This window comes from Collinsella sp. TF12-2AT (assembly GCF_003436735.1).
Lineage (GTDB): Bacteria > Actinomycetota > Coriobacteriia > Coriobacteriales > Coriobacteriaceae > Collinsella.
Map to the genome: position 1 here is coordinate 332709 of NZ_QSQK01000001.1, position 20869 is coordinate 353577.

Here is a 20869-nt window from a genome sequence, read left to right on the forward strand (position 1 = left end):
GGGCAGACCCGACCGTCGCACGCCTCAACATGCCGTATTCACTTGTGCAGGAGCACTACCCTACGCGCGGATAACCTTGTCGACGTTTTGCAGCTGCAGCTCGTCGCCATCCTGACCCTCGATGCGCACGTTCTGCAGGTCGAGGACTTTCACGTTCTGCGCGATGATGCCCTGGCGCACCATGGGCTCCACGCCGCAGGCCATGGCCGGCACAAAGGGCTCGGCATCGGCGGCAAAGGTCACATGGACATCCTGGAACGTCAGGCGCGTCACCTTGCTCTCGGGAAGGCCCGTGATATAGGCCGCGGCCGCATGGCAGTTGGTGGCCTCGATATCGCAAAACGTCGTGGCGCCAAAGCCGGGCGTACGGTCGTCGACGGGCAGCGCCTCGCGAGACTGCACGTAGTCGGTCTTGCCGTCCTTGTCGCAGAAGTAGAACGAGTTGACCACGAAGGGCGTGAGCACCTTATCCATGCGAATGTGCTCGAAGGTGATGCCCTCGTTGACGGCGTCCTTGCCGCGTCCGCGGCGTGTCTTGACGCGCAGGCCGCGGTCGGTGCGCTCAAAGAGGCACTTGCTCACGGTGAGGTCCTTGATGCCGCCGGCGGCCTCGGATCCCAGCACCACGGCGCCGTGGCCGTCGTGCATGTAGCAGTGCGAGATCAGCACGTCGTGCGTGGCGGGACGGAGCTCGGGTTCAATGCCCAGTTTGCCGCTCTTGATGGCGATGCAGTCGTCCCCCACCGAGAACTGACAGCCAAGGATGCGGACAAAACCGCAGCTCTCGGGATCGAAACCGTCGGTGTTGTGGGAGTTCTTGGGACCCTCGATGGACAGGCACAGGGCATCGACGTGCTCGCACAGAATGGGATGGATATTCCACGACGGGCTGTTGCGCACGGTAAAGCCGGCAAGGCTCACGTTTTCGCACTCGGACAGGAAAATCATGCGCGGGCGGGCGACCTCGCGGCCCTCCTCGGGACGGAAGATGTTCTTAAAGTCCTTGTTCCACCAGTTGTCCTCGGCAAAATCGGTCTGGCCGTCGATGGCGCCGCGGCCATAGATGCACACGTCGTGCACGCTCAGGCCCGTAAAGGTCGAACAGTAGGTCGAAAAGCTCTCGCCTTCCCAGCGGCCCAGGGGCAGCATGTCGGTGCCGGCATACCCGGCGCCCTCGTCGCCCGTGACCGTGCCCGGAATGTAGGCAAGCGCCGCGCGGTCGTGACGGGCCAGCAGCACCGCGCCCTCGGCAAGCTCGATGTTGATATTGCTCTTAAGGAGGAGGGACTTGATGCGGTAGTTGCCGGCGGGGATCAGCACGCGCCCGCCCTTGGAGCAGGCCATGATGGCAGCCTGAATGTTGGTGGTGTCATCGTGCTCGGCATCGCCCTTGGCTCCGCAGTCGCGAACGTTGATGGTAAAGGGCTCCGCCGGCGTGGTGACGCCTACGCTCAACTCGCGCTCGCCGCAGACAAAGCGGATCAGGTTGCGCTTGCCGGGAGTCAGGCCATCGACATAGGTCTCGACCGTATTCGTGGTACCGGCGGGCTCATCGTTGACAAAGATCTCCCACGTATCGGCACAGGTAAAGTAGCCGCCATCGTCGAGCTCGATAACGGCCGCGCGGGCATTGCGCCAGATAACGTTCGTCTCCATGGGTCTCTCCCTCAAATGTAATCAGAAGTTCATACTAGTCGTTTTTAAAAAAGGGCCGTACCCGCCGGTGGATCTCCGGTGGCACGGCCCTGTGGTTTGGACGATGCGCCTGCCCTACTCGGCGGGAATTACGCTGCCGTCCTGGAAGCCAACATTGTTGTGGGCGAAGCAGTCCTCGTATTTAAAGCCGGAGAGCTCCTCGCAAAGCGCCTTGACCTCGGGCTTGACGTCGGCCATCTTGCCACCCTCCTTGACACGGTGGATCTCGTCGCAAAGGATGTCGCACTGCTCCTTGTCGATCTTGATGCCGCGGGCAAGGACGGCCGCGAGCAGGAAGAAGCCGGCGCAGCCGATGAGCATGTAGCCGCAGATGTACAGAGGCACGGTGGCGGGCTGGGTCACGGCGTCGCTGTTGCCGGCGGTCTGAATGAAGCCGGAGGCAGCAAGGACGATAGCCCATACGTTGACGGCAACAGCCTGGGCGATCTGCTGGCAGAGCTGCTGTGCGGAGCTGTAGATGCCCTCGCGACGACGCAGGGTGATGAGCTCATCGACATCGGGGATGTAGTTGAGCAGAACATCGGGCAGATACTGGAAGCCAACGTAGAAGAACTTCCAGATGGCGAAGATGATGGGGTAGGCGATCATGGCGATGGCGACCGTGGAGGTGCCGTTGATCTGACCAAAGGCGAAGTAGTTGTAGGCGATGATGCACGCGGCGCAACCGACGTTTGCCAGGTACCAAGACTTGTGGAAGCCCTTCTTGGCCATGAGGGCGACCCAGATGGCGGTGCAGACGATAGCGACGACCTTGCCGGGCATCTCCATCACGGACTCGTAGGACTTAGGAATCTGCAGACAGTAGACGATGAAGAAGGACAGGCACGCAGACCAGCAGGCAGCGGCGAGCTTCGTGGAGACCTGCGCATACAGGACCTTGCGGAAGGACTTGTTGCGGAAGGTAGAGATAACGTCGATGAAAAACTTCTTGATACCCTCGCCGACGCTCTCGATCTTCTCCTGAGCGACCTCCTCGGGGGTGTGCTCCCACGTAGACAGGTACACGCAGAGCAGCGAGATTGCCATGACCGAAGCGTTAATCGTAGCAATAATGAAGTAGCTGAACGGGTTGGTCTCGCCGAAGGTGCCAAAGCCAAAGCCGACGAGTGCTGCCATCAGGAAGCCGGCGGCGTTACCAAAGAGGTGCTTGTAGCCGGTGAGGTACGTACGCTCCTTGAAGTCATCGGTCATCTCGATGGTAAGCGGCGACAGGTTGGCGGTGCAGAACGTGTACGCGACGTTGTAGATCAGGTACAACACAAAGTAGTACGGGAAACCAAACGGCGTAGCCACAAAGATGAGCGGCTCGGCGACCATCATCGGGATAGCCAGCAAGATCCAGAAACGGCGGCGGCCAAAGATGCGGCCGATCTTAGTAGCGTAGAAGTTATCGGCCACAAAGCCCATGAGCGGGCACAGAATGGCGTTGAGATAGATGGCGAACGAGCTGATCAGCGCAGCCTCGCCTGCGGACAGACCGCACTCCGTGGACAGGAACAGCACCATGTAGCTGTGCGTAAAGCTCAGGGCACCGGAGTTGAGCATGCCGCCCATACCAAAGCCCAAGCGCGTCCAGAATGTGATCTTGCGCTTTTTACCGATCTTGTTAGTCATCGAGCTCCCTCTCTTTTCTCGATTGTCTTGTAACAAGACATTGGAGTCCATACCGATGTCTGTCTGCATATCGCCCACTCGTAGGGTGAACGTTTAGCTAGATTATGCGCGATTGAATATGATAGGTGAACGTTCACTTGTATATTATCCTTGAACGGTCGTTTTTTGCCGTTAAACGGACATCTGACTTGAAAAAAATCACGATTACATGGGTATTGAGTGGGTTTAAATTTGAGGTCGATTAGGTGAACGTTTATTGTTTTCGCCGCTCCCGTACTCTCAGAAAGACACGCCCGAACAGACAGAACAAACATGGCCCCGCCGGGAACACTCCCGACGGGGCCATGGTCAATAGCGCCCTATGCGAACCCATTTACCGCTACAGGCAGACGCCATCCTTCCAGATGCTGATCTCGTGACAGCCGCGACGCTCGGCACTCGTAAGCTTGCCGCTCGCCGTGTCCAGCACCATCTGATACAGGTCGTCGGCAGCCTCATCGAGCGTGCGCTCGCCCGTAGCCACCACGCCGGCGTTAAAGTCCATCCAGTTGGCCTTGTGGTCGCACAGACGCTGGTTGGTGAACACCTTGAGGGTAGGCGCCGGTGCGCCAAACGGCGTGCCGCGGCCGGTCGAGAACAGGATTACGTGGCAGCCGGCAGCCGTCAGGGCCGTGGTGGATACCATGTCGTTGCCCGGACCGCACAGCATGTTCAGGCCATGCTTGGTAGCCTGACCGGCATACGGCAGTACGTCGACGATGGGGGCAGATCCGCCCTTTTGCACGCAGCCGCAGCTCTTGTCCTCGAGCGTGGTAATGCCGCCGTCCTTGTTGCCGGGGCTCGGGTTCTCATAGACGACCTCGCCGTGGCTGATAAAGTAGTCCTTAAAGCCGTTGAGCATGTCGGCAGCTGCGTTAAAGACGTCCTGGCTCTCACAGCGATCGAGCAGAATGCTCTCCGCGCCAAACATCTCGGGAACCTCGGTGAGCACCGACGTGCCGCCGCGGGCGACAACCATATCGCTCACGCGACCGATCGTGGGGTTGGCGGTAATGCCCGAAAGACCGTCAGAGCCGCCGCACTTAAGGCCAATGACCAGCTCGGAGGCAGGAATGGGCTCACGCTTGGCCTGCTTGGCCAGGTCGGCAAGCTCGGACAGGATCTTGTGACCCTCGACCTGCTCGTCGGCTACATCCTGGCAGGCGAGGAATCGAACGCGCTCGCGATCGAAGTCACCGAGCTCGTCGAGTACCTGCTGGTGCGTGCAGTTTTCGCAACCGAGGGACAGGAACAGCACACCCGCAGCGTTTGCGTGACGCGAGAGCGCCACCAGCAGACGGCGCGTCTGGGCATGGTCGGCACCGGTCTGCGAGCAGCCAAAGGGATGCGGGAAGTAGTAAACGCCCTCCAGCGAGCCCTCGACCAGATCCTGAGCCTGCTCGCACATGGCACGTGCGACCTCGTTGACGCAGCCGACCGTGGGGATGATCCACAGCTCGTTGCGCGTGGCGGCGCGGCCGTCAGCGCGGCGGAAGCCCATAAAGGTCTCGGGCTCAACCGGTTCAACGACCGGATGCGTCGGGTTGTAAGCGTACTCGACCTCGCCCGAAAGGTTGGTCTTGACGTTATGCGTATGAAGCCACTGACCGGGCTGGATGTCGCCCGTCACGTGACCGATAGGAAGACCGTACTTGACGACGTCCTCCCCCGCCGCAATGGCACGCACGGCCATCTTGTGGCCCTGCGGAATATCCTCCGCGGCAACGACCTCGCCCACCCCGGGAACCGCGACGGCGGTGCCCTTGGCAAGCGGCGACAGCGCGACGATCACGTTGTCGGCCGGATTGATCTGGATAGTATTCATTACAAAGAGTCCTAACCCTACAGGTTGAGCAGAAGTCAGCGGGCGCCCGCCAGTTGCCCGGCGGGCGCACAGAAGGATTTAGGCCTGGGCGTTGGCGAAGGCCTGCTTGGCGCCCTCGACGCGCACGACGGCAAGCGCGTTGACGACAAACTCCTCAAGGCTGGCAATCTGCGTAAGGTCCTCGCCCCACATCTGCTCGTTGCTGAGCACGTCGTGCACCAGCTCGGCATCGTCTGCACCGGCGTGGGCGGCGTAGAAGTCGAGCACGAAGGCATCGTCCTGAGCGGTGTACTCGGTGCCGTCGGCGCGGCGCAGGTGCAGGCCATCGCCCTCGCGAGCAACGAGCTCCTGCGTATAGAAGGCAATGAGCGTAGCGAGGCTCGTCGCCAGGCACTTGGGCAGGCTGCCGGTCTCGGCAACATAGTCCTTGAGCGTGGGCAGGTCGCGAGCGCGCCATTTGGCGGTTGAGTTGAGGCAAATGGAGAGCAGCGCGTGGTCGATAAACGGGTTGTCGAAGCGGTTCTCGACGGCGGCGGCGAAGGCCTTGCAGTCCTCGACATCAAGATCGGCGGCAAGCGTCGGGATGACCTCGTCGTAGAGCATGGTGTTCATGAAGCCACGAACGGTCTCGTCGTGCATGCAATCGCGCACGATGTCAAAGCCGGCAACCCAGGAGCCCGGAACAAAGGCAGTGTGGGCGCCGTTGAGGATGCGGACCTTGCGCTTCTTGTACGGGGTGACATCGGGGGTCACAAAGACACCCGGCAGGCCGGCCTTCACGAAGGGCAGACGCTCCTTGAGCGACTCATCGCCCTGGATACCCCACATCTGGAAGGGCTCGCGCACGGCCAGGAAGGGATCCTCGTAGCCCAGGCGCTCGGCCACGGCAGCGGCCTCCTTGGGGTCGCGGATACGGCCGGGGACGATAGTGTCGACGAGCGTGGTGCAGACGGTGCAGTCGTTGGCCATCCACTGCGCAAACTCGTCCTCCCAGCCCCAGTCGCTCACGTACTGGTTCATGATGCGCAGCAGCTCCTCGCCGTTGTGATCGATGAGCTCACAGGCGAGCACGATGACGCCCGGCTTGCCGGCGGCCCAGCGGGTGTGGAGCACCTGGGCAAGCTTAGCGGGGAAGCTCGCGGGCGGCATGTCGTCGGCCTTGCAAGACGGATCGTAGGCAATGCCGGCCTCGGTGGTGTTGGAGACGATAATCTCCAAATCGTCGGAGACGGCGACCTCCATCATGGCACGGTAGTCGTCCTCGCGATACGGATTGAGGCAGCGGCTGCAGGCGCTGATCACACGAGACTCGTCGACCGTGTTGCCGTTCTCCTTGCCGCGCACCAGCACGGTGTACAGGTCATCCTGAGCGTTAATGCCGTCGGCAAAGCCAAAGGCACCGCTGATGGGCTGGACCATGACAACCTTGCCGTTCCAGCCGGTTGCCTCGTTGCCCATGTCAAAGAAGCGGTCGACAAAGGCGCGCAGGAAATTGCCCTCGCCAAACTGCAGAACCTTCTCGGGCGCGTCCTTGGGCAGCAGGTAGCCCTTGTAGCCGATCTTCTCGAGCGTCTCGTAGCTGATGTTCTCCATCGATGTCTCTCCTTAGATTGCTGTTAGCGTGCAGGCAAAACGGGGGCGCCGCGTGTGGCAACGGCGCTCCCGAGTTCGGTGTGATTCGATGCGGGTTTAAGCCTCGACGGTATCCAGGTCAAAGCCAAAGTAGCGGACTGCGTTGTTGTAGCTGATGTCGCGCACGATGTCGCCCAGCAGCTCCATGTCGGCCGGATACTTGCCCTGCTCGACCCACTCGCCGATCACGCCGCACAGCACGCGACGGAAGTACTCGTGACGCGGGTAGGACAGGAAGGAGCGCGAATCGGTAAGCATGCCCACAAAGTTGCCCAGCACGCCCTCGTTAGCCAGAGCCGTGAGCTGCTCGCGCATACCGACCTCGTTGTCGTTGAACCACCAGGCAGAGCCGTTCTGGATCTTGCCGGCGGTCGGAGCCTCCTGGAAGCAGCCCATCACGGTATCGATCATGGTGTTGTCAATGGGGTTCAGGCTATACAGGATGGTTTTGGGCAGACCCGTGGACTCCTGGATGGAGTTGAGGAAATCGGCCAGCTGGTCGGACGGCGTGTAGTTGGAGATGCAGTCGTAGCCGGTGTCGGGACCGAGCTTGGCGAACATAGCGCGGTTGTTGTCACGCTTGCAGCCAAAGTGCAGCTGCATGGCCCAGCCAAGGCGGACATACTCGCCGGCGACGAACCGCATAAAGGCCGTCTTGTACTTGAGGATCTCGTCCTCGGCAAGCGGCTCGGCGGCAAGGCCCTTGGCAAAGATAGTCTCGATCTCGTCGGCGGTAGCCGGAACGTACATAACGTAGTCGAGCGCGTGGTCGGAAGCGCGGCAGCCCAGCTCGTGGGCAACGTCGTAGCGCTTGGAGATGGCGGCCTTCATGCCCTCGAAGTCGCTGATCTCAACGCCAGCAACCTCGGAGAGATGCTTGCAGTAGTCGGCGAACTCCTGGCCACGTTCGATGCGCAGGGCGGCATCGGGGCGCATGGCAGGAACGACCTGAACGTCAAAACTGTCGTCGGCGGCAATCTTCTTGTGCCACTCAAAGCTGTCGGCGGGGTCATCGGTAGTGCAGATCATGCGGACGTTGGACTGCTTGATCAGGTTGCGGCAGGTAAAGCTAGCCTCAGCGAGCTTGGCGTTGGCAAGGTCCCAGACCTCCTGAGCGGTTTTGCCGTTCAGGACACCCTCGTAGCCAAAGTAACGCTTAAGCTCCAGGTGGCTCCACTCAAAGACGGGGTTGCCCACGCAACGGCCCAGGGTCTCGGCCCACTTCTGGAACTTCTCGCGAGCAGGGGCATCGCCGGTAATGAAGCGCTCGTCGACGCCGTTGGCACGCATCAGGCGCCACTTGTAGTGGTCACCGCCCAGCCAAACCTCGGTGATGTTCTCAAAACGCTTGTCGTCCCAGATCTCCTTGGGAGAAATGTGGCAGTGGTAGTCGACGATGGGCATGCCCTCGGCAAAGTTGTGGAACAGCTCCTCGCCGGTCTTGGTGCTCAGCAGGAAATCCTGATCGTCCATGAAGTTTTTCATCAAACAACCCCTTTGTTGGCGGAGCGGGCGCACGATGCGCTCGTTATCCTCTAGGTGAACGTTCACTATACTAATTCATTGCGACTTAAAAGGTGAACGTTCACCTAACCACCATGGGGTGAACGGTCGATTTTGTCCGTTCAACGGTTGTTGGAGCCGTGACACGCATGCATTGCGGATGGACTAACGTCCCCGAACACCGAACCTGGGCGTTTTTGCTCAGGTGGGTCATGTCTCGGCGTACATTTTTGGGAATATTCAGCATCGGGGCGTACTGCGCACCGTCCTCGACGCCCTATTTGATGCGCATATCGCGCCCGATCGGCATAAAAAAGTGCCTCCGATGGCGATTTACGCCATCGGAGGCACTTAAAACAGTCGTTCTGAGCCTCTTTCGGAACACGCCATTGCTGAATACTCCAAAAAATGCACGTCGCAAGAGGGGGTACCTGACCAAACGGCTAAATTCCCGCAAGCTCGCAGTAGCGGTCGACGTTGCTGGCAAACACCATCTCCACAGCACCCTTCTGCACGGGCTCCGCCGGAGTTTTACCCCACAGCAAATACTCGCCCAAGGTCTTGGCACCACGGTAGGCCAAGCTCACCGGGTCCTTATAGACGATATTGGTAAAAATGCCACGGCGTAAGGCCAGGGCGCTCTCGGGGAACAGGTCGTTGCCGATTACCATGACCTTGCCGGCCTTGCCGCTCGAAACAAGCGCGTCAGCGACCACCTCGGAACCAACGGCAAAAACGCTACAGATGAGCTCGGGAGCATCCGGCGCACTCAAGCGCTGCTCAAGCTCGCGCTCGAGCTGTTTGACTTGCGCATGGGCACCGGCAAGGTCCTCAACCCGCCATGGAATATCGTGCTCGCGCAGGTAATTATGAAAGGCGCGGGCGGTCAGATAGTGCGAGTCGGTATAAGGGTCGCCCGCCAACAGGAGCACGCGGGCGTCAGCCCCAGAAGCGTGGACCAGGTTAGCCGCCTGCTCTGCCATAAGACTGCCCGCCGCGGAATAGTCCGCCAGACTGGCACCCAGGCGATCGAGGTGCGGTCGGTCGCCGTCGACGAGCTCGATCGCCACACCCGCCTCGGCAATCTGCCTCAAGAGTTCGGTTGCGCGGTCATCGCCCGGAACATAGGCAAGCAGACCGTCAATCTTCTCGCCTACCTGCAGACGCTCATCAATCTGCTCGAGCGCATCGGCGTAGCCGCCCACGCCAAATTCTACGCGCTCAACCGTAATGCCCTGATCGATGACCTCCTGCTCAAAGCGGTTGCAGCCTTCCCAAAGGTAACGGAAAAAGTACGCCCCCTCGCGCGATGCGCGGGGCAGGCAAAACACCAGGTTGATATCCTTGCGCCGCAGGCTTGAGGCACTTGTGTTGCGATGGTAGCCCATGGCCTCGGCCTTGGCATTCACCTTGGCACGCACGGATTCGCTCACGCCGGCCTTGCCCGTCAGGGCCTTATGCACGGTATTGATGGAAACGCCAAGCTCGGCGGCTATGTCCTTCATGGTTACGCGAGCGCTCATGGGGTTACTCCGTTATAGATAAGTTGCCAATTAACAGTACAGGTAACGATACCCCAAAATCACTCTTCAACTCGCCGCGCTCTCCCCCAAATGTGCAAAGCGCCCCGCGAACGGATGCTCGCGGGGCGCTTGGATGACGGACCTTACTTGATACCGCGGCCCAAGTCTTCGGCGATTTTGTCTACGCCCTTAAGTGCGGCGCAGGTCTTTTTGTTGGAGCAATGTCCTGTGCAAACGCCACCTTGAGCGCAGTCGGCGCAAGTGCCCTTACGATAAATGCGCACGCACACGGCGACAAACGCAATGCCGATAACAGCCAGTACAACAATATCGATAGGTGCCATAGCAAGCCTCCTCTAGTTAACCATCACTTACTTTACCCCATTCTCCACCTACCAAAAAGGGGCAGGTTTATTTTGGTCGGTTTTATCTGCGGAAACGCCACATCTCCCTCACCAAAAAGCCCGAGTGTCGCTGGGACACCCGGGCTCGTGAAAAGGGGCTAATCCTTATTCGGACTTAGGCGGAAACCGTGGCAGAAGCGGTGTTGGTCTCGTCCTCGTCGGTCCATGCATGCTTGGGCATGGGACGGAAGATCTGGAAGAGCATCGCAGCCAGCAGCACGATGGCCACAACCGTCCAGATACCAAACTGCCCAAGAACAAGCAGGTTATAGAACTGGTTGATGAACAGGCCGATGACCCAAGCAAAGGCACACTCGTAGCCGATGGCAATCGCGGTCCACTTACCGGAGTTCATCTGGTTACGGATGGTGCCGATAGCGGCAAAGCACGGAGCGCACAGCAGGTTGAAGGCACCAAAGGCGACGCAAGCGCCCATGGTCGGGAACATAGCCGCAAACGCGGTCCACAGGCTCGGGTCGGTCTCGCCGGCGTCGGCAACGGACAGCAGCGAGCCGGCGGTGGCGACAACGTTCTCCTTGGCAACGAGACCCGAGACGGTCAGTGCGGTGGCCTGCCAGGTGCTAAAGCCGAGCGGGGCGAAGATCCAAGCGACCAGGTTGCCGAACATGGCAAGCACGGAGTAATCCATGAACTCCTCGGGGATGCCCTCCATGGAAGGCAGGTAGCCAAAGGCGCCGTTGTAGCTACCAAAGTTGGAGAGGAACCAAACGACGACGGTGGACGCAAAGATGACCGTGCCGGCCTTCTTGATAAAGGCGAAGCAGCGCTCCCACACGTGCAGCGCCCAAGAGCGGATCGCCGGGAAGTGGTAGGCAGGAAGCTCCATAACAAACGGCGTCGGGCGGCCGGCGAAGAGCTTGGTCTTCTTGAGCATGAGGCCCGAGGCAATGACGGCAAAGACGCCCAGGAAGTAGAAGAGCGGGCTGATCCACGCAGCGGTGGTAGAAGAGTCGCCAATGATGGAACCCATAAGTAGGGCGATGATCGGCAGCTTGGCGCCGCAAGGGATGAACGTGGTGGTCATGACCGTCATGCGGCGGTCCTTCTCGTTCTCGATGGTCTTGGTAGCCATGACGCCGGGGACGCCGCAGCCCGAGGACACGAGCATGGGGATAAAGGACTTACCGGACAGGCCAAAGCGGCGGAACACGCGGTCCATGATGAAGGCGACGCGGGCCATGTAACCGCAGTCCTCCAAGAAAGACAGCATCACAAAGAGCAGGAACATCTGCGGGACGAAGCCCATGATGGCGCCGATGCCAGCCACGATGCCGTCGCAGACCAGCGAATCGACGAGGCCACCGTCCTCGGTACCGCCCGCCACGAGAGCGTCATGCACCGCGGTGGTGATACCCGGGACATAGGGGCCGTACTGTGCCGGGTCGACCGAGTCGGCGTTGTCGCCCGCAGCCTCAACAGCCGCGTCATAGGCGTCGCGACCCTGACCGAGCACGTACCAGCCGTCGGTGCCGAAGAGCTGGTCGTTGGTGAAGTCGGTCACCGTGCCGCCCAGGGTGGAAACGGCGATGTAGTACACGCAGAACATGATGACCACAAAGATCGGCAGGCCCAGGATACGGTTGGTAACCACGCGGTCGATCTTCTCGGAGGTGCTCATCTTGGCCGGAGCCTTGGTCATGCACTCGTCGATAATGTGGGCAATCACGCCATAGCGCTCGCCGGTGATGATGGACTCGGCGTCGTCGTCGCAATCCTGCTCGCACTGGGCGACCAGCTGCTCCACGCGAGCGGCCTTCTCCTTAGTGAGGTTGATGAGCTTGCAGGCGTCCGCGTCGCGCTCGAACAGCTTGACGGCGTAGTAGCGACGCTTGTTGGCGGGAACGCTCGCCGGCAGATTGTTCTCGATGTGGTCCAGAACGTCCTCGATGGAGGAATCGAACTTGTGCTCCGGCACCTGGCCCTTGGAAGCAGCGGACTTCTTGACCTGCTCGAACAGCTCGTTGATGCCCTTGTTCTTAAGGGCCGAGATCATCATGACCGGGCAGCCGAGCTTCTTGGAGAGCTTGTCCGTGTCGACCTTGTCGCCGTTCTTCTCGACCAAGTCGGCCATGTTGAGGGCGACGACCACGGGCAGGCCGGTCTCGATAACCTGAAGCGCCAGGTACAGGTTGCGCTCGAGGTTGGTGGCGTCGACCACCTGGACGACGACATCGGGCTCGCCGCTCATGAGGTAATCGCGCGAGCATTGCTCCTCGGGGCTGTAGGGGGAAAGCGAGTAGATGCCAGGGAGGTCTGTGATGGTAACGTTCTTGTCGCTTAGGAGCTTGGCCTCCTTTTTCTCAACCGTGACGCCGGGCCAGTTGCCAACGTAGCCGTTGGCGCCCGTGATCAGGTTGAAAAGCGTGGTCTTGCCACAGTTGGGGTTACCCGCCAGCGCGACATGGATCTGAGAATCCGCCATTCAATCCTTCTTCCTTGTGTGCCTGCGCTGCTTTCTCCGCGCAGGCTGGATAATGTGCTTTAAAGTTGCTGCATTAAGTTAGAAATACCTAACTTTACCTGCAGAAATATACGCCGCAAGCCCTTACTGGACCTCTACGACGGCAGCCTCTTCCTTGCGGATGGAAAGCTCGTAGCCGCGTACGTTGATCTCGACCGGATCACCGAGCGGCGCAACCTTTACGACCTTGAATGAAGTGCCCTTGATGAGCCCCAGGTCCATAAGGTGGCGGCGCAGCGCGCCCTCACCGTGAAGCTTGACGATAGTAGAGCTCTCGCCTACCTTAACGTCACCCAACGTCTTCATCCTCTTGTCCCCCTTTCGGTTTTAATGAAATGCTGCGGACTAACCGACGGTCATGATGTGCATGGCAACCTTGGAATCGATGCCAAAACGTGCGCCCAGCACGGTGACGATGATATTGGCACCACTCGAGCTCACCACGTGAATCTCGCTGCCCTCGACAAAGCCGAGGTCCTTGAGGTGGTGCTTCATGTCCTGATTGCCCTTTACACGAGACACGTGCACGGTTTCGCCCGCCTTTACCATCGAGAGCGGCAAAGCCGGCATCTGCGGTCCGCAAGACATGAGTGCGCTCCTAACGTCAGTTCGTCCTCAACATCGACGCAGCAAAAGTTAACCACGTCTATGTTCGCTATAGTAAACTAACACGTGGTTAACTTTTTGAAAAGGGTCCCTATTCAGTTTTCGAAAAAGTTTCCCATACGAAACAAAAAGGCGCGGCAAAGAGCTGTCCTTTGCCGCGCCCTGTCATGCTTAGAGCGAGAGGTTTCTGATCGACGTGACACACGAAGCCTCGTCTACGCCCGAAACGCGAAAGACGATGTCCTCGCCACATTCGCCGTAAAGCGCCATGAGGCCCATCACGTCACGGCCGTCGGTGTGGCGGTCGCCAATGCTGACCGACACGTCGCTACGATGCTTGGCAATGATGTCATAGAGCAGCGCAACCGGGCGGGCGTGTAGTCCCAACGGATCTTTAATCGTCTTTGTAAACTCGACCATGTCCCCTCCCACGACATCACACATTCGGCCGGCAAACCCAGCCACGTGGTAGTTATTGTAGCGTTAGATGCTTATCGAGGGCCCCTCCGGATACCCCGTGGTCAAAAAGTGGCAAATATGAGTACTGTTACAAATTTAGTAGCAGCAAAATCGAGAGCAAATTGCCTAGCTTGAGCGATTCGAAGAGGTTGAAAGCCGTCAAACGCCCTTTAAAGGGAGTTAGATAAATCGATTTTGAGCCCATTTTCGCTCAGAGCAGGCCGAAAAATATGGCACTTCTTTTGCAACAGTACTCATATTTGGCATTTTTTGACCACGGGAGCCAAGACCATGCCCCAAAACACAAAAGGAGGGGCCTCGTAAGGCCCCTCCTTAGGAAAGGGAATCGATTTATTCCACAGCCGTAGATTAATCCTAGCCGCTACTCCATCATATCGAGGACGGAAGGGCGAAGCTCGTTCTCGGCGGCCTCGGGATCGGTCTCGCGCAGGCGGTTGATGTAGCGGTTGTACCACATCACGGCAAGGCCCAAGAAGACAACCACGCCGCCAACGTTGTAGACCAGCGTCAGCCACAGCGGCTGATCGAGCGGAATGGTGCCGCAGATAAGCACGAAGCAGAAGACCACAAGCAGGAATGCGGCAACGACCAGGCCAAAGCTGCGCGAACCCATGCGGAAGCCACGGGGAGCGGCGTCAAAGTTCTTGCGCAGCATAAAGTAGGCAAGCAAAATCAGCAGCGGTGGGAGCAGAGCGGTGGCAGCAGTCATGTTGGTGACGATCATGAGCAGGTCGTCGAGGTTACCGGAGCCCAGGGCCGGAATGATCAGGATGGGGACGACGATGGCGAACTGCAGCCAAGCAGCGCGGGCAGGAATGCCATGCTCGTTGAGCTCGACGATCTTGCTACCAAAGACGCCCTTGGGGATCTCGGTGAAGAAGACCTTGATGGGAGCGGAGGTCCACATCATGAGGGAGCCCAGCGTGGCGGCGAGAAGGATCAAGCCGATGGCGCGCGTAGACACTTCCATGGGAATGCCAAAGTGGGCAAAGACAGCACCGAATACGTCGAAGATACCGGTGGAGATGGCAACGCCGCCCTCGGGGATGAACAGGTTAACCAGCAGCGAAGCGCCTGCATACAGAAGGCCGATGGTCAGGCCGGCGATAACGACGGTGCGCACGAAGGCCTTGACGCCGCCCTTAAGGTCGTTAAGGAACACGCCGACAGACTCAGCGCCGCCAACGCCCTGGATGATCCAGGCAAGCGTACCGAAGAAGCCCCACGCAGTTGCGAAGTTGCTCATGTCGGGAGCCATGTTAGCGGGAGTAGGAGCCGTAGCGAACTCAACGCCGCCAAAGGCAGCAGCCAGGGACAGCAGGATGAACACGGCGGTCAGGCCGAGAGCCGCGGTCGAACCGAAGGAGGAAATGGAGCCGATCCACTTAGCGCCCTTGGTCGAAACCCACGTGGCGATAGCAAAGACGACGATCTCGATAATGGTGATCCACAGCTGCGAAAGCTCGGCGTTGGCACCAAAGAACACGTAGCTCGCGTAGATGATGACGTTGGGCAGGACGGACGCAAAGAAGAACAGGTTAACGAACCAGTAGCTAAATGCCGTCAGGAACGCCCAGCGACCACCCATCGAGGTCTTAACCCATGCGTACACGCCAGACTCGGAGTCCTTGTTGAGGCCGACGAACTCGGCGGTAACCAGGGTATAGGGGACAAAGTACAAAAGCGTGGCGAAGAAGAACGACGGCGCAGCTGCCAAGCCGATGGCCGCGTTGTTGTTGATGATGTTCTTGATACCGAACACGGCGGCGACCGTCATGCCCAGCAGAGCGAACGAACCAATCGTTCCTCGTTTTTCAGAGCTCATAAGCCCTCCCAATCATCTGTTAAATGTCATCTAAAACCGTCCGAGCTGCAAGTGCAAACACGGACGGCGCACCTGCTAAGGGGAATGGGGAAAAGGGAGTCAACAAATCCATCCCCCTTAACGGCGCGAAGCAAACGTCCAGGCGGACGAATACTACTTGTTGGGGAAGGAATAACCTTCGACTGTCACGTGCAGTACCACGACGCGGGGATCCGCGGCATCGGCCACGACACGGTAGGCCTCGTCAATTTCGACGACGGCAACGCCGCCGGTGGGAATCGTCACGGTCTCCCCCGTACCCTCAAAGCGCTCGCGATCATCGATATCGCTGTAGGCGCGCGTACAGGTAAGATCGGCCTTGGAAGCCACCTCAACGGTCAGATTGCCGTCGAGCGGGGCGAGCACGGCATGGTAGCGACGGTGACCGACCAGATCGGCAGTAGCCGCCTCGTGGGCGTTCACCCACCAATACACCAGCGAGTCGCCGATAGAGTACGCCACATCGTGCTGCAGTTCAGAAACGCCGTCGAGTGCCTGACCGGTACGCATCCACTTCTTGACGGACTTCATCTGGGCGTCGAAATCGGCACGCGAGTTAAAGATATGCATGACTTATGCCTCCTTAATGGGTGCCAGCGCCTGAGCCAGATCGGCAGACGTCAGCGGTCGCAGGGACACCTCAAAGCTGAAGCTCTCAAAACGGGTGCGATAGGAATCGAGCACCTCGGAACCCCAAGAGTTCGAGCCAAGGCCGAGCAGCTGGTCGTTGATGTTGACCGTAACCGTGTCGCCCGGGACAAGATCGTAGACATGCTTGGCATTATCGATAGCCTCGCAGCTATAGGGCCATGCGGAGAACGAGAACGGATTGGAAGCGGCGTCGCTCGGACGCGTCACGACCAGACCGTCACCGTGGCTGGAGCGCAGGGCGACCCAGCGGGTACCCTCGCGGTTGGCGCAGTCCTGGGGCATAACGTAGGGCGTGAACATGTCGTCGACCGTAGTGCGGTAATGACCGACCGGGTTGGCGCGCAGCGAGTCCGGATAGTTCTCGCCCGGGCCGTGGCCATACCACTCGACGGCACGATCACAACCGGGAACCTCGAAGGAGATGCCGATGCGCGGGATAATGTCCGAATAGTCGCCGTAGGGCTCGCCGGAAACCTTGAGGTCGACGCGGCCACTCGGAAGCACGGTATAGACGAGCTCGACGCGCATGCCGAACGCGCGGACGGGAGGAGCGATACGCTGGCTCACGGTAACGACGACCGCATTGTCGTCCTGCTTCCAAGAAACATTGCGGGTAGACGTCTGCATCACATCGATGAAGTTATCCTTCCACAGGGAGTCGTACTCCTGGGCGTGGTTATCGACGAGCGGATGCCAAAAACCAACCTGGGGACCGGAGGTCATGACGTCGCGACCGGATGCCTTCCACTCGCTCACGGTACCGTTGACCTTGCTGAAGGTCAGCTCGCCGTTGAGGGAGCGAATACGAATCTCCTGCTCGGTCTCCTCGACCGTAAGCTCAGGACGAGTGGGGGCGGCAATTGCCGGCGCCGGATGGTTTGCGATGGCAAACTGGCTTGCACCCAGTTGGAACATCGGCTCGCACCAGGCGTGAGCCGCCATGGTGTAGGCGTGCACGGTCAGCAGGGTCTCGCCCACTGCGGCCTCGCGAATCACCAGCGGAAGCTGGACGGACTCGCCGGGGGCAACCGCACCGGGCATGAGCGTCTTGCGGCAGACCACGTCGCCGTCCACCAGGGTCTCCGCCGACAGGCAGACATCCTCGAGGGTGGTAAACCAACGCTTGTTGGTGACGGTCAGCTCGCCCGCCTCGGCATCGTAGGCCATGCGAACCGGGCAGATGACCTGGCCGTACTCGGTAAGGCCCGGGCTCGGCTGCTGCCAGGGGAACACCATGCCGTCGATGCAGAAGTTGCTGTTGTTGGGGTAATCGCCGTTGTCGCCGCCATACATGTCGTAGGCAACGCCGTCCTCGGTCACAGCAGCCAAACCGTGGTCGCACCATTCCCAAATAAACTGGCCTTGGATGCAATCCCAGCGATCGAAGACCTCCTGGTACTCGGACAGGCCTCCGGGACCATTACCCATGGAGTGGCCGTACTCGCAGTTGATGCGCGGCTTGGGGAACGGATGCTCGCCAAAGTCGTTCATCTGCGACACGCGGGAGTACATGGTGGAAATGACGTCGACGGTATCGGCGTTGCGATCCTCCTCGTAGTGGACCGGACGACCGTCGAGCTCGTGAGCTTTGGCGTACATCGCGCGGATGTTGCAGCCATAACCGCTCTCGTTGCCCATCGACCACATGATGATGCACGCGTGGTTGCGTTCCTGCATCACCAGGCGCTCAACACGGTCAACGTAAGCCGGCTCCCAGGCAGGGTCGTCGGTGACCAGGGCGATATTGCCGATATTCTCGAAGCCGTGGCTCTCCATATCGGTCTCGGCGACCAGCATGATGCCGTACTCGTCGCACAGCTCGTAGAAGCGCGGATCGTTGGCGTAGTGGGACGTACGCACCGCGTTGATGTTGTGCTGCTTCATGAGCTCCAGGTCGCGGCGCATGCGATCGAGGCCCACGGCGCGGCCCTTATGATCGTCGTGATCGTGGCGGTTGACGCCATGCATCTTAAAGTAGGTGCCGTTGAGGTAGATATGATTGCCCTCGACCGTCACCTCGGCAAGACCCTGGCGATGCGGAACGAACTCGCTGACCTCGTCACCGTCGTAGACCTCAAACGTCAGGTCATAAAGGAAGGGGTCCTCGGGATTCCAGAAGTGGGCATCGGTCACGCTGCACTCGGCATGGCCGTCGACGCACTCGCCCGTAGCGACCACATTCTGGCCATCGCTGAGCGTATACACGACGCGGGTAGCGCCCTCGGCCATCGTATCGAGCGTGATCAGAGCGGTATCGCCCTCGCGGTGCGTGCGGAACCTAAAGTCGACCAGGTGCGCTGCGGGACGCTGCATAAGGTACACATCGCGGAAGATGCCCGAGGCCCACCACATGTCCTGATCTTCGATATAGCTGCCGTCGCTGTACTGCAGGACCTTGACCGCAAACAGGTTGCCGCCTTCGACGAGCGCGTCGGTCACGTCAAACTCAGCGGACAGGCGCGAACCCTTGGTCATACCGATAAACTGGCCGTTGACGTACAGCTCGCCATAGCTCTCGATGCCGTCGAAGCGAATAATCTCGCGAGCGCCGGCGGGAACGGCGGGAAGGTTGACGATGCGCTGGTAAACGCCCGTGGGGTCATCGGAGGGAACAAACGGCTGATCCACCGGGAACGGGAAGCCCTCGTCGGTATAGGCAAGATTGCCATAGCCATCTACCTGCCACAGGTGTGGAACCTCCACGTGATCCCACTCGGGCTTATACGTGGAGAGGTTCTCATTGGAGACGGCAGCGGGGCCCTCAAAAAGGCGGAACTGCCACGAGCCGGACAGCTGGACAAACCCGCGCGACAGCTCGCGGCTGTACGTTGCAGCGAGATCGGCGGTCTCGTAACCCATAAAGTACGCATGGGGTGCCAGGCGGTTCCTGTGGGTGAGCGCCTGGTTTTCCCAATCGTTAATGGCGTCCATGGTGATGCTCCTTCGTCATCTTAGTGATTCTTGTGCAACCGGTTGTCCTTATCTTACGGGCGATGCAAAAAACTGTGCAACCGGTTGTCCGCTGAACGGTCGATTTGGTCGGGTTAACGGTGCAACCGGTTGTACAACCACGACACTTATGTCACCCTGAGTATCGAAACTCAGCGCAAAACAGCATTCCCAGGCGGCTGACAACGGCCGCGCCCATCTATGCCCCACCCGTGCAAGCCATGTTCAACAGCAGCTTGAACGTGAAATGCCACCAGTGGCCGGATATCATGAACGCTGTTCAGGCGCACTATAGTAAGCTTTATCCGCACCAGCCCGTATCAGTGACAACATCGACCGCATTTTCCAGGAGACGCCATGACCCAACCAGTTCGCACCGCACCTACGCTTGCCGAGGTTGCCGCAGCTGCCGGCGTGTCGCGCTCCACGGCATCGCGCGCCCTCAACGATTCGCCCCGCATTAGCGAGGAAACCAAAAAGCGCGTCCGCGCAGCGGCCAAGAAAGTCAATTTTGTCCCCAACGCTCGTGGCCGAGCGCTCGCTGTCGGACGCACGGAAATCATCGCCGTGCTCGTGACCGAGCCCCTGAGTGAACTCTTCAGCGACCCCACCTATAGCGAGTTTTTGAGCGGCATTACCGAAGAACTGTCGGAGTCATCCTATCTGCCCGTTATCTTGCAGGCGTCTTCTACGCATGAGCGCAACCGCGCACGCGAGCACTTTGAGCGCCGCTCGTTCGACGCCGTAATCAACGTCTCCCCCTACAAGGGCAGCGAACTGCTCGAGGTACTGCGCGAGCTGGGCGTGCCCACCGTGTTGTGCGGCCAGCTCGAGGGTCACCCCTATCGCGATGTGTTCTCGACGGTCTACTCTGACGACGAAGAGGGCGGACGCTTTGCGGCACTCGCCATGAAGGAGCGCGGGCGCAAAGATATCGTCGCCGTGTTGGGATCGCAAGACAACCCCGCTGTTGTCGACCGCCTGCGCGGCTACCGCGCCGTCTTGGGCGAAGACCTCCCAGACGCAAACGTTATCTATACCGGCTGGAACAGCGGAGACGGCTATCAGGCCATGCACCAGATCCTCGCGCGCGAGATTGCTTTCGATGGCGTGCTCTGCGGATCGGACCGTATCGCGGCTGGCGCCATCACCGCACTCAACGAGGCAGGCCTATCCGTTCCGGCGGACGCTTCTGTCGTCGGCTTCGACGATCACGAGATTGCGACGCGCTGCGTCCCCGCGCTCACGACCGTCCGCCAGCCCCTGCGCGAAGAAGGCCACATGGCCGCCAACATTGCGCTCGACATGATCAAGGGTGCCGAGCCAACCACCACCGTCATGCACATGCAGCTCGTTCAGAGAGACTCACTATAAGAAACTGGGACAGGCTTTCCGCCAAACAGTTGTTGCGGAAAGCCTGTCCCGTTTTGAGCGCTCATTCTGGGGCACAGTTTCCGTTAGACAGCTCAACCGGAAACTGTGCCCCATTATTTTGCCGAATTCTGGGTCGCAGTTTCCGCGATGCCCGGTCTCCCCATGCCCTCGAAACATCGACGCATAAAAAACGAGGGAAGGCACACG

General features: G+C 59.7%; 15 protein-coding genes. 1 reads left to right on the top strand and 14 read right to left on the bottom strand.

Features of this window, described 5'->3' with window-relative positions; translation table 11 throughout:
* Positions 1-60: 60 nt before the first annotated feature.
* The 14 genes from DXD24_RS01365 to DXD24_RS01430 form a co-directional block, all read right to left on the bottom strand.
* Positions 61-1656: a glycoside hydrolase family 28 protein gene (locus DXD24_RS01365; RefSeq protein WP_117645921.1), complete on the bottom strand. Its 1596-nt coding sequence runs from the start codon at positions 1654-1656 to the stop codon at positions 61-63.
* A 114-nt stretch (positions 1657-1770) separates the two neighbouring features.
* Positions 1771-3330, bottom strand: coding sequence for an MFS transporter (locus DXD24_RS01370; protein ID WP_157758022.1), 1560 nt, complete (start codon positions 3328-3330; stop codon positions 1771-1773).
* A 379-nt stretch (positions 3331-3709) separates the two neighbouring features.
* Complete coding sequence (locus DXD24_RS01375; protein WP_117563663.1) at positions 3710-5194, bottom strand: UxaA family hydrolase; 1485 nt, start codon at positions 5192-5194, stop codon at positions 3710-3712.
* Between the two features lie 78 nt (positions 5195-5272).
* Complete coding sequence (locus DXD24_RS01380) at positions 5273-6787, bottom strand: tagaturonate reductase (RefSeq protein WP_117563664.1); 1515 nt, start codon at positions 6785-6787, stop codon at positions 5273-5275.
* A gap of 96 nt (positions 6788-6883) precedes the next feature.
* Positions 6884-8311 carry a glucuronate isomerase gene (gene uxaC / locus DXD24_RS01385; protein ID WP_117563665.1) on the bottom strand — a complete coding sequence of 476 codons (1428 nt, stop codon included), beginning with the start codon at positions 8309-8311 and terminating at the stop codon, positions 6884-6886.
* A 461-nt stretch (positions 8312-8772) separates the two neighbouring features.
* Positions 8773-9852 (bottom strand): LacI family DNA-binding transcriptional regulator, encoded by a 1080-nt coding sequence (locus DXD24_RS01390; RefSeq protein WP_117563666.1) that lies wholly within the window; start codon positions 9850-9852, stop codon positions 8773-8775.
* Between the two features lie 143 nt (positions 9853-9995).
* Positions 9996-10196, bottom strand: a complete 201-nt coding sequence (locus DXD24_RS01395) for a hypothetical protein (RefSeq protein ID WP_035136858.1) — start codon at positions 10194-10196, stop codon at positions 9996-9998.
* Between the two features lie 175 nt (positions 10197-10371).
* A complete protein-coding gene (locus DXD24_RS01400; RefSeq protein ID WP_117645923.1) occupies positions 10372-12699 on the bottom strand; it encodes a ferrous iron transporter B in 2328 nt (775 codons plus the stop codon).
* 123 nt (positions 12700-12822) lie between these two features.
* Positions 12823-13044: a FeoA family protein gene (locus tag DXD24_RS01405; protein ID WP_006234774.1), complete on the bottom strand. Its 222-nt coding sequence runs from the start codon at positions 13042-13044 to the stop codon at positions 12823-12825.
* Positions 13045-13083: 39 nt separating this feature from the next.
* Positions 13084-13326, bottom strand: a complete 243-nt coding sequence (locus DXD24_RS01410; RefSeq protein WP_233502288.1) for a FeoA family protein — start codon at positions 13324-13326, stop codon at positions 13084-13086.
* A 189-nt stretch (positions 13327-13515) separates the two neighbouring features.
* Entirely contained in the window at positions 13516-13764 is a 249-nt protein-coding gene (locus tag DXD24_RS01415) for an HPr family phosphocarrier protein (RefSeq protein ID WP_035136856.1), read from the bottom strand.
* 421 nt (positions 13765-14185) lie between these two features.
* Positions 14186-15649: an amino acid permease gene (locus DXD24_RS01420; protein ID WP_117563668.1), complete on the bottom strand. Its 1464-nt coding sequence runs from the start codon at positions 15647-15649 to the stop codon at positions 14186-14188.
* A gap of 153 nt (positions 15650-15802) precedes the next feature.
* Positions 15803-16258 carry a hypothetical protein gene (locus DXD24_RS01425; protein ID WP_117563669.1) on the bottom strand — a complete coding sequence of 152 codons (456 nt, stop codon included), beginning with the start codon at positions 16256-16258 and terminating at the stop codon, positions 15803-15805.
* Positions 16259-16261: 3 nt separating this feature from the next.
* Positions 16262-19270, bottom strand: a complete 3009-nt coding sequence (locus tag DXD24_RS01430; RefSeq protein WP_117563670.1) for a glycoside hydrolase family 2 TIM barrel-domain containing protein — start codon at positions 19268-19270, stop codon at positions 16262-16264.
* A 375-nt stretch (positions 19271-19645) separates the two neighbouring features.
* Here DXD24_RS01430 and DXD24_RS01435 point away from each other — a divergent pair, with 375 nt between their 5' ends.
* Positions 19646-20662, top strand: a complete 1017-nt coding sequence (locus tag DXD24_RS01435; protein ID WP_117645925.1) for a LacI family DNA-binding transcriptional regulator — start codon at positions 19646-19648, stop codon at positions 20660-20662.
* The last annotated feature ends 207 nt before the right edge of the window (positions 20663-20869 follow it).